The sequence below is a fragment of the Gelidibacter sediminis genome (assembly GCF_004364975.1).
In the GTDB taxonomy this organism is placed as follows: domain Bacteria; phylum Bacteroidota; class Bacteroidia; order Flavobacteriales; family Flavobacteriaceae; genus Gelidibacter; species Gelidibacter sediminis.
Window position 1 is genome coordinate 784531 of sequence record NZ_SOBW01000008.1, and the last position, 13161, is coordinate 797691.

Below are 13161 nucleotides of genomic sequence, written 5' to 3' on the forward strand. Positions count from 1 at the left end.
CTATGGAAATCATAAAAAATCCAAAAAGAAATACATGGTCAGAATTAATTAAGAGACCAACCCAATCGGTGGATAGTATTGAAGCCACTGTCATCCAAATTTTTGATGATGTCAGCAGAAATGGGGATATAGCCGTCCAGAAGTATACTGCGCTTTTTGATGGAACTGAATCTAAAATTGCCCAAGTTTCTGAATCAGAAATAAAATCAGCTTGCCAAAATGTTCCTGAAAATTTAAAAAATGCCATTCAAATGGCAAAAGATAATATTGAACGCTTTCACAAGGCTCAAAAAACAGCACCAATTAAGGTTGAAACGATGCCAGGGGTAATGTGTTGGCAAGAGAAACGCCCAATTGAGAAGGTGGGTTTGTATATACCAGGAGGTACAGCACCACTATTTTCAACTGTGTTAATGTTGGCAATTCCGGCACATATTGCAGGTTGTGAAAGCATAGTACTTTGCACACCGCCAAATAGAAATGGCGCAATTGCCAATGAAATTTTATATGCCGCACAGCTATGTGGGGTTACTACAATATATAAAGTGGGAGGGATTCAAGCTATTGCAGCTATGACGTTTGGAACGGAGAGCATAGCACAGGTTTATAAAATTTTCGGTCCTGGAAACCAATTTGTTACAGTGGCTAAACAATTAGCTACAAAGTATGGTGTGTCTATAGATATGCCAGCAGGCCCTAGTGAGCTTTTGGTTGTAGCTGATGATAGTGCAAATGCTGGATTTGTAGCATCTGATTTATTAAGTCAGGCTGAACATGGTGCAGATAGTCAAGTGATTCTTGTGTCAAATTCGGAATCATTTATCAAGTCTGTTGCCGTCGAATTGCGTGTGCAATTGGATATTTTACCTAGAAAAGATATGGCAGAAAAGGCTATTGAGAATTCAAAATTTATTCTTTTAGATAATCATATTGATGCCTTAGACTTTATAAATGCGTATGGGCCTGAACATTTTATAGTGTGCGCAAAAAACGAGGCCTTATATCTCGACGGTATTAGAAATGCCGGCTCTGTCTTTGTTGGAAATTACACTCCTGAAAGCGCGGGCGATTATGCCTCTGGAACCAATCATACACTACCTACAAACGGCTATAGCAGGGCCTATTCTGGTGTAAACTTAGATAGTTTTCTAAAAAGTATGACCTTTCAAAAAATCACTAAAGTAGGCTTGCAAAATATAGGAAAGACCGTTGAGCTCATGGCGTCAGCAGAGGGGTTGGAAGCACACAAAAATGCGGTATCAATTCGATTAAAAGATCTAAACTAATGAGTATTCAGCACTTAATACGCACCACCATAAAGGCTTTAAAACCTTATTCTTCAGCGCGAGATGAATTTAAGGGCCTAAAAGACAACTTGATTTTTCTGGATGCCAATGAAAATCCATTTGAAAATGGTGTCAATCGGTATCCAGATCCTCAACAGCAAAGGTTAAAACTTTTGTTGTCTGAGATGAAAAATGTACAACCAGAACAAATTCTCTTGGGCAATGGCAGTGATGAAGTTTTGGATTTATTAATAAGAATGTTCTGTGAGCCCAATCAAGACAATATTATCATACTACCACCAACCTATGGAATGTATGAGGTTTTGGCAGATATTAATGCCGTTAAAACCATTAAAGTCAATTTATCAGCCAGCTCTTTTCAACCGCAACTATCTGACATATTAGAGCGTGCAAATGAATATAGTAAAATTTTGTTTTTGTGCTCTCCTAATAATCCAACTGGAAATAGTTTTGAAGCTTCAACAATAGAGAGTTTGTTAAGAACATTTAAGGGTATCGTAGTTATCGATGAAGCTTATATTGACTTTTCAAATAAAGAAAGCTGGTTGTCTCAGCTGCATAACTTTCCAAATCTTGTCATTACGCAAACCCTGTCTAAAGCATATGGCATGGCTGGGATACGGTTGGGAATGTGTTTTGCTTCCACTGAAATAATTTCTACTCTAAATAAAATAAAGGCGCCTTATAATATTAATGAACTCACGCAAAAAAAGGCACTTGAAGGGCTCCGTAAACACTCAGCCCTAAAAGAGCAAATTGCATCTATTTTAACTGAAAGAAGTACCTTGGCTGAAGCATTGGACCATCTGCCGTATGTTGAAAAAATATTTCCTACTGACGCCAATTTTATAATGGCTAAAGTTGATGATGCCAACCAGCGTTATCAGCAATTAATTGAGAAAGGCGTTGTAATTCGGAATAGAACTTCACAACCATTATGTGAAAATTGTTTGCGATTTACAATAGGCACTAATGAAGAAAATAGGCGCTTGGTGCAAATATTAAAAACCTTATAAGAGTTAATAAAATGAAGAAAAAAGTATTATTTATAGATCGTGATGGCACTATAATTATAGAGCCAGAAGATTATCAAATTGACGGTTTTGACAAGTTGCAATTTTACCCTAAAGTATTTCAATATTTAGGGAAGATAGCGCGAGAGTTGGATTATGAACTAGTGATGGTTACAAATCAGGACGGACTAGGTACAGATTCATTCCCTGAAAACACATTCTGGCCGGTTCATAATTTTATGGTGCAAACATTCCAATCTGAAGGTATTGTTTTTAATGAGCAATTCATTGATCGAACATTTGATGAGGACAATGCCCCTACAAGGAAGCCAAGAACAGGGTTGTTAACGCCATATTTTTCTGATACTTATGATTTGGAAAACTCATTTGTAATTGGAGACCGTTTAACTGATGTCGAATTGGCCAAAAACCTTGGAGCAAAAGGGATTTTCATAAATAAGTCCAATAAAAATGAACCCTCAACGGACAAATTACGTAAGTACATTGCACTTGAGTCTACAGATTGGGAAGAAATCTATAATTTTCTTAAAACAGAAGATCGCACTGCAGGTTTAAATAGAAATACGAATGAAACGAAAATTGCTATCCATCTAAATCTCGATGGATCTGGAAAAAGCAATATTGGTACAGGTATAGCTTTTTTTGACCATATGTTAGATCAAATTGCGCGTCATGGTCAATTGGATTTAGACATTAAGGTCAATGGTGATTTGGAAGTGGATGAGCATCATACAATTGAGGATACGGGAATTGCCTTAGGAGAAGTTTTTTCGAAGGCTTTAGGAAATAAATTAGGTGTTGAGCGTTATGGGTTCTGTTTGCCTATGGACGATTGTCTCGCTCAAGTGGCTATAGATTTTGGTGGGCGAAATTGGTTGGTGTGGGATGCCGAATTTAAACGGGAAATGATAGGGAAAATGCCTACCGAAATGTTCTTTCATTTCTTTAAATCCTTTACAGACGGGGCAAAGTGTAATTTGAATATTAAAGCAGAGGGCGTGAATGAACATCATAAAATTGAAGCTATTTTTAAGGCCTTCGCCAAATCCATTAAGATGGCTATTAAACGCGATTTGGACAAAATGATTCTCCCGTCCACAAAAGGTGTTTTATAAAATAATGATCAGCTAAATTTAACTCTATAAAAAATTTCCATTTAAAGCGGATTCAGATCAATAAAAAGACATTATGAATATAGTAATAATAGATTACGGAGCCGGTAATACCAAGAGTGTACAATTTGCTTGTCATCGGTTGGGTTTTAGTCCCGTGCTCAGTAATGATAAAGATGTTATACGCTTAGCTGATAAAGTCATTTTTCCGGGAGTAGGCCAGGCCAGTAATGCTATGCAAATGCTAAAGAAAAGTGGTTTGGATAGTGTTATACCTACACTTACTCAACCAGTATTAGGCATCTGTTTGGGGATGCAATTATTGTGTAATACTACAGAAGAAGGCCATACACAGGGCTTGGGGGTTTTTGATGTAGCGGTGAAGCGGTTTTCAAACACACTCAAGGTACCTCAAATGGGTTGGAATACCATTTTCAGTTTGGAATCTAATCTTTTTCTAGGCTTAAAAAATGATGCTTATATGTATCTTGTACACAGTTATTATGCAGAAATCTGTGAGCACACCATATCACAGACAAATTACGGCCTAAACTATAGTTCTGCCCTAAAACGTGACAATTTTTATGGTGTACAATTTCATCCTGAAAAGAGTAGTACTGAGGGTGCTCAAATATTGAATAATTTTTTAACGTTATAAGATGAGAATAATACCAGCAATAGATATTATAGATGGGAAATGTGTACGCCTAACAAAAGGAGATTATACGACTAAAAAAATATATAATGAAAACCCATTGGAGGTTGCCAAACAGTTTGAAGCTTCAGGTATTGAATATTTACATTTAGTCGATTTAGATGGCGCCAAGGCTAAACATATAGTGAATTATAAGGTCTTGGAGCAAATTGCTTCAAAAACAAAACTAAAAATTGATTTTGGCGGTGGACTCAAATCTAATGAAGATCTCCATATTGCCTTTAATTCTGGCGCTAGACAAGTTACAGGTGGCAGTATTGCAGTAAATGACCATAATACATTTGAATCTTGGTTGGCAAAATATGGTTCGGCTAAAATTATTTTGGGTGCTGATTGCAATAATGGTAAAATTGCTATTAGCGGTTGGCAGGAGGAAAGTACTTTGGAAGTGATTCCATTTATAAAAAATTACCAGCGCAAAAAAGTACAATATGTTGTCTGTACAGATATCGCTAAAGATGGCATGTTAGAAGGTCCTTCCTTCGATTTGTATAAAGACATTATTGAAGAATGTTCCAATAGCAGTACAGATCAATCTATCAAATTAATTGCCTCTGGAGGTATTTCACATATTGACGAACTGCCAAAGTTGGAGGCGTTGGGCTGTGAGGGAGTCATCATCGGGAAAGCTATTTATGAAAACAAGATTAGTTTACAAGATTTAGAACGATTTTGTTAATGCAACCAAAATTAGAAACCAATAGTTTAATAAATGCTTACAAAACGAATTATTCCCTGTTTGGACATTAAAGATGGGCGCACCGTAAAGGGTGTCAATTTTATCAATTTAATTGACGCTGGAGACCCTGTGGTCTTGGCGAAGGAATACGCTGAAAAAGGTGCTGACGAATTAGTTTTTCTCGACATTTCTGCAACTTTAGAAGGACGTAAGACGACATTGGAAATGGTTTTGAAAGTGGCAGAGCAAGTTAATATTCCGTTCACCGTTGGCGGCGGTATTAGCTCAATTAAAGATGTTGATTCATTATTAAAATCTGGTGCAGATAAAGTTTCTATAAATTCCTCAGCCATCAAACGTCCTGAGCTCATTAATGAATTATCTGCAAAATTTGGAAGTCAATGCGTGGTAGTGGCTATAGATGCCAAACAAATTGACGGACAGTGGATGGTGCACTTGGCTGGTGGCAGTATTCCCACTGAATTAAATCTTTTTAATTGGGCCAAGGAGGTGGAAATGCGAGGTGCGGGAGAAATCTTGTTTACTTCTATGGATCATGATGGTACTAAAGACGGGTTTGCTAATGAAGCGCTGTCGCGATTATCCACTGAATTACATATTCCAATCATTGCTTCGGGTGGTGCAGGTACAATTCAACATTTTGTCGATACATTTCAAATAGGGAAATCTGACGCTGCACTTGCGGCCAGTGTTTTTCATTTTGGCGAAATTAAAATTCATGAATTGAAAGAAAATTTAAGGAAGAATAATATTAATGTTAGACTTTAATATAGATATTATAATAATTTGTAAATCAAAAAATTGAATATTTCAATAAGTGCTTTTTTCAGTGGAGGTTCTTTTGTCAAATAAATAATTACTATGAATTTAAAATATACTTCAGACGGGTTGATTCCTGCAATCATACAAGATGGTATTACCAAAAATGTATTAATGCTAGGCTATATGAATGAAGCCTCCTTTAAAATAACTCAGGACTCTAAAAGAGTGACGTTTTATAGTAGGAGCAAGCAACGCCTATGGACTAAAGGAGAAGAGAGTGGCAATTTTTTACATGTTTTAGATATCAAACTCGATTGTGATAATGACACCTTATTGATTCAAGTCAAGCCAGAAGGTCCGACTTGTCACACTGGTTCGGACACCTGTTGGAACGAATCCAACACCTCTAATTTTGGGTTTCTATCACAATTGGAGCAAAAGATCGATGAGCGTCGCACCAATGCTGATCCAAACAATTCTTATGTGGCCTCGCTATTTGCCAAAGGAATAAATAAATTGGCACAAAAAGTAGGTGAAGAAGCTGTAGAGGTGGTTATTGAAGCAAAGGATGATAATCATGCATTATTTTTAAATGAAAGTGCTGATTTGCTCTTCCATTATCTGATGCTGTTACAGGCTAAAGGTTTTAAGTTGGAAGATATTGAGCGTGTACTTAAAAATCGAGAGAAATAGGAGCATGACTCATTTTTACCTTATCAATATTCAATATTTGGGATTCCGTTATCATGGGTGGCAAAAACAGCCAAAGCTCAAAACGGTTCATTTGATGATTGATAAAACATTGAATTATGTTTTTGGAGGTGACTTTCGATATAAAACTCTAGCGGCTGGAAGAACAGATGCCATGGTGTCAGCCAATAACGCAGCCTTCGAGCTTTTTTTGGAAAAGCCTATTTCAGATTATGCAGAATTTTTGACCCAGTTCAACTATTACCTTCCACAAGATATTAGAGCCTTATCTATAACAGAAGTTGATAAGGATTTTAATGTTATACAAAATGCCAAACTTAAGGAATACCTTTATTTGTTTGCCCACGGACAAAAAGCACACCCTTTTTGCGCGCCCATAATGACCACTTTTAGAGATGTTCTTGATATAGAACTAATGGTAATTGGGGCAAAGCTATTTGAAGGATTGCATAACTTTAAGGGGTATTGTTCTGATGTTACCGAAAAAGGTTTGTATCAGAGAGAAGTGCTGTCTTGCCAACTAATTGTCAATACAGAATTTTCAGCCAGTTTTTTTCCAGAGGACACCTTTATACTTAGAGTGAAAGGCGAAGGTTTTGGATATAACCAAATCAGAATTATGATGGGGGCACTAGTTCAATTGGGAAGGTATGAAATAACCCTAGAGGACATTTCAAATAGTTTAAAGCCAAAAAGTGGCATCACTATGAATTTTGTCGCACCTGCTTCTGGATTAATCCTTAATTCTGTGGTTTATAATTGAGGTAGAAGGTGTTTTGCGATACTCACGTTAGCCATTTGCGTGAAACGGCACGTTTAGAAAACCAAACTAAAAATACTGCGATTACGATAATGGTTAAACTTAAAAAGATGTCTCGCGGATTGACTTCTGTCAAAATATAAAATTGTTGAAGTCCAACGGCAAGGAAGGAAATAAAAAAAAAAATGTATGCCCAACGTTTGCGTAAGAGTAGCGAAATGGCACCAAGCAGACCAGCAAATACTGCAATGGCAAACACTGAGATATACCAAACTGGCAAGTTAGCGTATAAAGTTTGGTCAGATTTCGAAAGTGCAGATAGCTCTTCCTGGGTCATTAAGGCGTGTGAAAGATAGTTGTAGACACCAATGGCATTCCACAGTATCGCTATCACACTTACCACCCAAAAATAGACAGGAGGCTTGTTTAAACTAGTAAAATTCATAAATTGTCGTTTTTAAGTCGGTTAGGACACAACAATTTATGAATTTTTTGATTATAATCAGAAAGTATTTTCCTGAGATGCTAAAAGAAACTTTAATCTTCTTCTACAACATGAAGCACTGGGGTTTTATTAACCCATTTTCCGTTTTTAGATTCACCTAAAATGTAAACTTCTTTAGTCAATTCATACTCTTTAATAGTACGAAGCATATGTTCTTTAGTATCTCTATGGATTTTAATTCCTGTAGTTTTTCCTTTATTTCTGATTTCTATATAAAAACCGTCTCTAAATTTGATCGGTCTTGTAGGTGGTCTTCCCATGAATATTATTATTTGTAGTATATAACACGCATATTAAACATTTTAATGTCAAAAAGCAAACGTTATTTAAATTTTTCAAAAATAGCTTTCTTTATCATCTAAAGCACATTTATTTGATAGTAATTTTATATTCATTAATTGAGCCATACTATACGGAAAAAAATATTTACTTTTAAATCAATTATTTCTACAAAAGTGCTTAATGAAATCCAAAACGAAAAAAAAATCTTATAAAACCGTCAATCGTTCACCAGGTACTGTACATTACCGTGGTAGAAAACAATCTACTGTAACCACTGTTGAGATTATCAATTATAGCAAACAATCACATCAGCTTATAGAAACACAAAATGTAGAAGAGGCTTTTCATTTTAAAGGGAAAGATACGGTTACATGGATTAATGTTAATGGTCTCAATAATACATCTCAAATTGAGAAACTTGGAGTCCATTATGGGCTACATCCATTAACCATGGAGGATATTCTAAATACCAACCATAGGCCTAAATTGGATGAATTTGATCAGTATTTGTTCCTTGTTTTAAAAATGCTATATTTTAAAAATGATGAAGAACTGGTGTATGAGCAAGTTAGTATTGTTGCGGGAGAAGGCTACGTATTAACTTTTCAAGAAGCCGACGGCGATGTCTTTGATGATTTAAGAGAGCGCATTAAAGTAGGAAAAGGGCGTGCACGGGGCATGGGTTCAGACTACTTGATGTATACCATTGTAGATGCTGTTGTAGACAATTATTTGACAGTTATAGAAGCTTTTGGAGATAAAATTGAAGACATTGAAGATCGTATTTTTGAAACAAACACAGAAGATCATCAAACTGCCAATACCATTCAAGCACTCAAACGCGAGGTCATTAAAATTAGACGCTCTGTATTTCCGTTACGTGAGGCCATAAACAGGTTGGAGAAAATAGAACACCCTATTATTGAAGAGAAAACCAGGAATTTCATTAGAGATTTATATGATCATATTGTACAAGTAAATGAAAGTATCGAAGTTTATAGAGAAATGGTGTGGAGTTTATTGGATATGTACATGACCATAATCAGTAATAAAATGAACGAAGTAATGAAAGTATTGACCATTATTGCTACTATTTTTATTCCGCTAACTTTTATTGCAGGCATCTATGGGATGAATTTTGACAACATACCAGAATTGCATTATAAGTATAGTTACTTTATTTTGTGGGGTGTCATGATTTTTGTATTCTTATTAATGCTATTGTATTTTAGAAGAAAGAAATGGCTTTAAATTTATTGAAAACAAATATAATTGTATTGTTTCTACTGTCATATTAGTCAATGAGACATCAGGATTAGTACTACACAGAGATAAGTATTGTTTTCAGAAAGGCCCTGTAACATTATGTTGTGTTCGTATACATCAAACAAAAAATCTCAGGTTGATTGGTAGACCAGAAATAAAAGTTCCAATACAAAAGTTTACAACGTCCATTGCCATATTTTAATATTAGAATGGATGTATCATCCTAACTTTATCAACTATTAATTATTTTAAAATTCGTAATAATTTCACATATGAGAGAAGAATTAAATAAATCATTTCAAAGTCTAGTTTCTAAGTTGTTGGGGTGGATGAATTCATTTGTCGAGAATATTCCAAATTTAATATTGGCAATGTTAGTGATGCTCATTGCATATTTTTTGGCGAAATATGTGAGTCAACTAATGATGAAGTTAGTTGGGAGTCGAGTTAAGCAAAAATCAGTCAGCAATATTATTGCCAGGTTAACGACTATCATGGTTGTGTTTTTAGGACTGTTTCTAGCCCTCGGAATTTTAAACCTCTCGCAAACTTTAACATCACTTATTACCGGTGCGGGAGTTTTAGGATTAGTAATTGGTTTGGCGCTACAAGGCACACTTTCTAATACAATTTCTGGAATTGTTATTTCGTTTAGAGATAAAATCCAAATTGGACATTGGGTAGAAACCAATGATTTTGCTGGCGAAATTATAGATATTAATCTTAAGAATTTCACCCTAAAAGAATCAGATAATAACATGGTTTTAATTCCCAATAAAACCATTCTTGAAACCCCAATGAAAAATTACTCATTAACGCCCTATATTCGTGTTGATGTATCGTGTGGTGTAGGCTATGAGTCAGATTTAGAATTTGTTCAGGAGTTAACTAAAAAAACCCTAGAACAAACTTTTGAAAAAATAGATGATATGAAGCCAGTAGAATTCTTTTTTACAGAATTTGGTGATAGTTCCATAAACTTTAAATGTAGATTCTGGATTGAAGGCACCAAAAATGTCCATAAACTAAATGCCACCAACAAAGCAATAATAGCGATTAAAAAAGCATTTGACGAGGAAGGAATAAATATTCCGTTTCCAATTAGAACTTTACAGTTTAATAATCAATTGAGTGTAACAGAAATCAATGATGACACATCAAATTAGTATTAAAGAGAAGTTTTATGTACTCGCCTTAAATTTGAATATATGATAAGATATCCCGTGTTCTCTAAAGCACTATTGGATTTTTTAAAGCAATTAAGAGACAATAATAATAGAGATTGGTTTGCTGAGCACAAAGCAGAGTTTACCATTTTGCAAACAGACGCAAAGCATAATTTCAATGTCCTCTTTGAAGCACTTAACATGCATGACGACCTAGAACGTTTAAAAATATTTCGGATTTATAGAGATGTTCGTTTTTCTAAAAATAAAGCACCCTATAAAACACATTTCAGTGGGTCATTTCAAAGAAGAAAGCCAGAACTACGGGGTGGGTACTATCTACATATCCAGCCCTACGACAAATCATTTATCGCTGTGGGTTTTTGGGATCCCTCTAAAGAAGATTTATTGAGAATCCGAAAAGAATTTGAAATGGATGATGATGTAATCAGAACATTAATTGAGTCTAAAAAAATACGTGAGATCTGGGGAGAATTGATGGGTGATGAATTAAAAACGGCACCAAAGGGTTTTGATAAAACACACAAGGCCATTGATTTGATCAGGAAAAAGCAATTTCTTTTCACCAAAACATATACTGATGCGCAGGTGCTTTCCCCTGATTTTTTAGAGGATGTCAATACCGCGTTTAAGGCCATTAGACCATATTTTGACTATATGACTGATGTTCTAAATACCAATACCAATGGAGAACTACTTATATAACTTCCGTTATCGTAAAAGTGTTCCCATTAAATTCAATTTTATCTCCGCTAATTTTATTGTTCAAAAGCAATCCAATTGGTGAGCTTGGTGAAATAGCAAACACACTGAGGTTATCAATGTCAATTTTTCCGGCACTAATTGAAATAAAAAAATGATTGGTGGTGGTTTTAACTAAACTCCCCAATGACACATAAGTATTGACTGTTTTGGGACTAATAGCCCTTAAACTGTCCAACATTTTTTGTGCATCGATAAGATGGAGCGAATTCTTTTCCAGATCATTTAAAAGTTTTCCGTTTCCTGAATCGTCATCGTCACCGCTACCTTTATCATTGCTTTCAAGAGAATCTTTAATGGTTTCGATTTCATTCTTGTAATTGGCAATACGCTTGTTGGCATAATCATAACATGCCTGCAGAACATCACTTTTTATTTTCATATAACTGCTGCCATTTCTGGTCTAAATAGTTGAATATGACTAACCAATCGCTCCTTTACAAGATTCATCATTCGCTTGTTTAACGCGGATGAATTTTTAATATAATCTGCATATTCTTCAATAGTAAACTGACCTATGATCATACCTTTTATTGAATTTCTGAGCTTCATATCCTTGTTAATGGCATTCTCAATATAGTCCAATTGTTTCGGCAAAGATAAATCATAAAACACATTTTTGTGCTTCACAATGTAATTTTTAAACACTGCCACAATAAGATCATTTTGAAGTTTTAATAAGGGTCTCAAAATTCCATTTTGAAATCGCTCTTCACTGCTCATCGTATCGTAAATTCTAGCTCTAGAAATGATCGGTCTTATTTGAAGGAGATCTTTTGTTCTGTTTGTCATAGCATTGGATTTTATTAAATGTATGCATAATACATTCTTCATATAACAAAGCGCTTAGATATTGTTAACTGCTTTATTAACAACCATACATCTTGCTCTTATTTTAAAATCTTAAAAATTTAATAGTTCTGTAAGTATTGCATTGAAGTCAGTAAAAATATCAATATGATTAATGATGCCATTGCAAGTGTGCTAGATTTGTAGTCGTTCAGTGTTGAATATAGATGAGTGGTGTCCACCTCAATTATTTAAGCACTTTATAAGTTGATTAATAAAAATAAGTATTAAACCACTATATGAGATTTCACACACGTAAATGGGTAAAACCTGAAGATTTAAATCCTAACGGTACTTTATTTGGAGGACAATTGTTGGCTTGGATTGATGAAGAGGCAGCACTCTATACTGTTATTCAGCTAGAAAACTCTAAAATTGTAACCAAGTATATTTCTGAAATCAATTTTATGAGTTCTGCCAAACAAGGAGATATTATTGAAATTGGCATGGACGTGGTGAAATTTGGTGGAACTTCAGTAACATTAAAGTGTGAAGCGCGAAACAAAATGACTAGAGAAACGATACTTACCGTTGATAATATCATAATGGTAAATTTAGGAAAAGATGGAAAACCAGCGCCACATGGCAAAACTGAAATTGAGTTTGTGAAGAACCGGATGAAGTGATTTTTTAAAATACCTTAACAAATTATGGGAAAGCATTAACAACCCGTATGTAGTAATATTCGTATATTTAATAATAACCAATAGAACTTTATCACAATGAAAAAAATAGGAATTATAATTCTCGTAGCATCACTTTTCATGTCATGCTCTTTATCAAAAGTAGAGAAATCTGCTCGAAAAACTGTTGATGGTAATTGGGTACTCAACTCCGTTACTTATGACACGCCAGGCGTTTTCAATACTGTTTTATTGAATGATGCAACAGCGTCTTGCTTTGAAGATAGTCAATGGTTTTTTAGATCCAACAATAGTACCGGAACTTATAACATTATAAATACCGATTGCTCAACTGGAGTCAGAAACTTTAGATGGGCCGCAAATGAGATTGGAAAAGATACGGGTAACTTTGATTTTACCTTAAAATTTACAGATGCTAAATTTAAAGATATACAGGAAGATACCGGCTATCGAATGAATTTGAAATACCTAGATGATAACAGTATGCAAATTACCCAAACCGTACAATTTGAAGGAAAGCCCTTTAAGATCAATTTAAACTTTACAAGAACAACTTTATAAACTT

General features: G+C 34.9%; 17 protein-coding genes. 13 read left to right on the forward strand and 4 right to left on the reverse strand.

Annotated features, from left to right (window positions below; genetic code table 11):
* Nucleotides 1-2 precede the first annotated feature (2 nt).
* From hisD to BXY82_RS10155, 8 genes are all read left to right on the forward strand, one after another.
* Complete coding sequence (hisD, locus tag BXY82_RS10120) at nucleotides 3-1286, forward strand: histidinol dehydrogenase (RefSeq protein ID WP_133758077.1); 1284 nt, start codon at nucleotides 3-5, stop codon at nucleotides 1284-1286.
* A complete protein-coding gene (gene hisC, locus BXY82_RS10125; protein ID WP_133758078.1) occupies nucleotides 1286-2323 on the forward strand; it encodes a histidinol-phosphate transaminase in 1038 nt (345 codons plus the stop codon). The genes hisD and hisC overlap by 1 nt, the downstream gene beginning before the upstream one ends.
* A gap of 11 nt (nucleotides 2324-2334) precedes the next feature.
* Nucleotides 2335-3456: a bifunctional histidinol-phosphatase/imidazoleglycerol-phosphate dehydratase HisB gene (gene hisB / locus BXY82_RS10130; protein WP_133758079.1), complete on the forward strand. Its 1122-nt coding sequence runs from the start codon at nucleotides 2335-2337 to the stop codon at nucleotides 3454-3456.
* A 73-nt stretch (nucleotides 3457-3529) separates the two neighbouring features.
* Nucleotides 3530-4111, forward strand: a complete 582-nt coding sequence (hisH, locus tag BXY82_RS10135; protein ID WP_133758080.1) for an imidazole glycerol phosphate synthase subunit HisH — start codon at nucleotides 3530-3532, stop codon at nucleotides 4109-4111.
* 1 nt (nucleotide 4112) lies between these two features.
* Nucleotides 4113-4847: a 1-(5-phosphoribosyl)-5-[(5-phosphoribosylamino)methylideneamino]imidazole-4-carboxamide isomerase gene (gene hisA / locus BXY82_RS10140; RefSeq protein WP_133758081.1), complete on the forward strand. Its 735-nt coding sequence runs from the start codon at nucleotides 4113-4115 to the stop codon at nucleotides 4845-4847.
* 33 nt (nucleotides 4848-4880) lie between these two features.
* Complete coding sequence (gene hisF / locus BXY82_RS10145; RefSeq protein WP_133758082.1) at nucleotides 4881-5636, forward strand: imidazole glycerol phosphate synthase subunit HisF; 756 nt, start codon at nucleotides 4881-4883, stop codon at nucleotides 5634-5636.
* A gap of 93 nt (nucleotides 5637-5729) precedes the next feature.
* On the forward strand, nucleotides 5730-6323 hold the full coding sequence (gene hisIE / locus BXY82_RS10150) for a bifunctional phosphoribosyl-AMP cyclohydrolase/phosphoribosyl-ATP diphosphatase HisIE (RefSeq protein WP_133758083.1): 594 nt from the start codon (nucleotides 5730-5732) through the stop codon (nucleotides 6321-6323).
* A gap of 94 nt (nucleotides 6324-6417) precedes the next feature.
* Nucleotides 6418-7104, forward strand: a complete 687-nt coding sequence (locus BXY82_RS10155) for a tRNA pseudouridine synthase A (protein WP_317128581.1) — start codon at nucleotides 6418-6420, stop codon at nucleotides 7102-7104.
* Between the two features lie 22 nt (nucleotides 7105-7126).
* Here BXY82_RS10155 and BXY82_RS10160 read toward each other — a convergent pair whose 3' ends face one another.
* Nucleotides 7127-7546 carry a hypothetical protein gene (locus tag BXY82_RS10160; protein ID WP_133758085.1) on the reverse strand — a complete coding sequence of 140 codons (420 nt, stop codon included), beginning with the start codon at nucleotides 7544-7546 and terminating at the stop codon, nucleotides 7127-7129.
* Between the two features lie 92 nt (nucleotides 7547-7638).
* The gene (locus BXY82_RS10165) at nucleotides 7639-7866 is read right to left on the reverse strand and encodes a hypothetical protein (RefSeq protein ID WP_133758086.1); all 228 of its coding nucleotides are present in this window, start codon (nucleotides 7864-7866) and stop codon (nucleotides 7639-7641) included.
* 202 nt (nucleotides 7867-8068) lie between these two features.
* On the opposite strand from BXY82_RS10165, the gene corA reads away from it, so the two are divergent.
* The 3 genes from corA (at nucleotide 8069) to BXY82_RS10180 (ending at nucleotide 11046) form a co-directional block, all read left to right on the forward strand.
* Nucleotides 8069-9139, forward strand: coding sequence for a magnesium/cobalt transporter CorA (corA, locus tag BXY82_RS10170; RefSeq protein ID WP_133758087.1), 1071 nt, complete (start codon nucleotides 8069-8071; stop codon nucleotides 9137-9139).
* A gap of 287 nt (nucleotides 9140-9426) precedes the next feature.
* Nucleotides 9427-10320 (forward strand): mechanosensitive ion channel family protein, encoded by an 894-nt coding sequence (locus BXY82_RS10175; protein WP_133758088.1) that lies wholly within the window; start codon nucleotides 9427-9429, stop codon nucleotides 10318-10320.
* 42 nt (nucleotides 10321-10362) lie between these two features.
* Nucleotides 10363-11046: a DUF2461 domain-containing protein gene (locus BXY82_RS10180; RefSeq protein ID WP_133758089.1), complete on the forward strand. Its 684-nt coding sequence runs from the start codon at nucleotides 10363-10365 to the stop codon at nucleotides 11044-11046.
* Here the strand turns inward: BXY82_RS10180 and BXY82_RS10185 are convergent.
* Together BXY82_RS10185 and BXY82_RS10190 are read right to left on the reverse strand one after the other, a co-directional pair.
* Complete coding sequence (locus tag BXY82_RS10185) at nucleotides 11039-11485, reverse strand: transcription elongation factor (protein WP_133758090.1); 447 nt, start codon at nucleotides 11483-11485, stop codon at nucleotides 11039-11041. The two genes, BXY82_RS10180 and BXY82_RS10185, sit on opposite strands and share 8 nt — an antisense overlap.
* Complete coding sequence (locus BXY82_RS10190; protein ID WP_133758091.1) at nucleotides 11482-11895, reverse strand: glyoxalase; 414 nt, start codon at nucleotides 11893-11895, stop codon at nucleotides 11482-11484. Before BXY82_RS10190 ends, BXY82_RS10185 begins: the two co-directional genes overlap by 4 nt.
* 296 nt (nucleotides 11896-12191) lie before the next feature.
* Here BXY82_RS10190 and BXY82_RS10195 point away from each other — a divergent pair, with 296 nt between their 5' ends.
* Both BXY82_RS10195 and BXY82_RS10200 read left to right on the forward strand, forming a co-directional pair.
* The gene (locus BXY82_RS10195) at nucleotides 12192-12578 is read left to right on the forward strand and encodes an acyl-CoA thioesterase (RefSeq protein WP_133758092.1); all 387 of its coding nucleotides are present in this window, start codon (nucleotides 12192-12194) and stop codon (nucleotides 12576-12578) included.
* A gap of 96 nt (nucleotides 12579-12674) precedes the next feature.
* Complete coding sequence (locus tag BXY82_RS10200) at nucleotides 12675-13157, forward strand: lipocalin family protein (RefSeq protein ID WP_133758093.1); 483 nt, start codon at nucleotides 12675-12677, stop codon at nucleotides 13155-13157.
* Nucleotides 13158-13161: the final 4 nt, after the last annotated feature.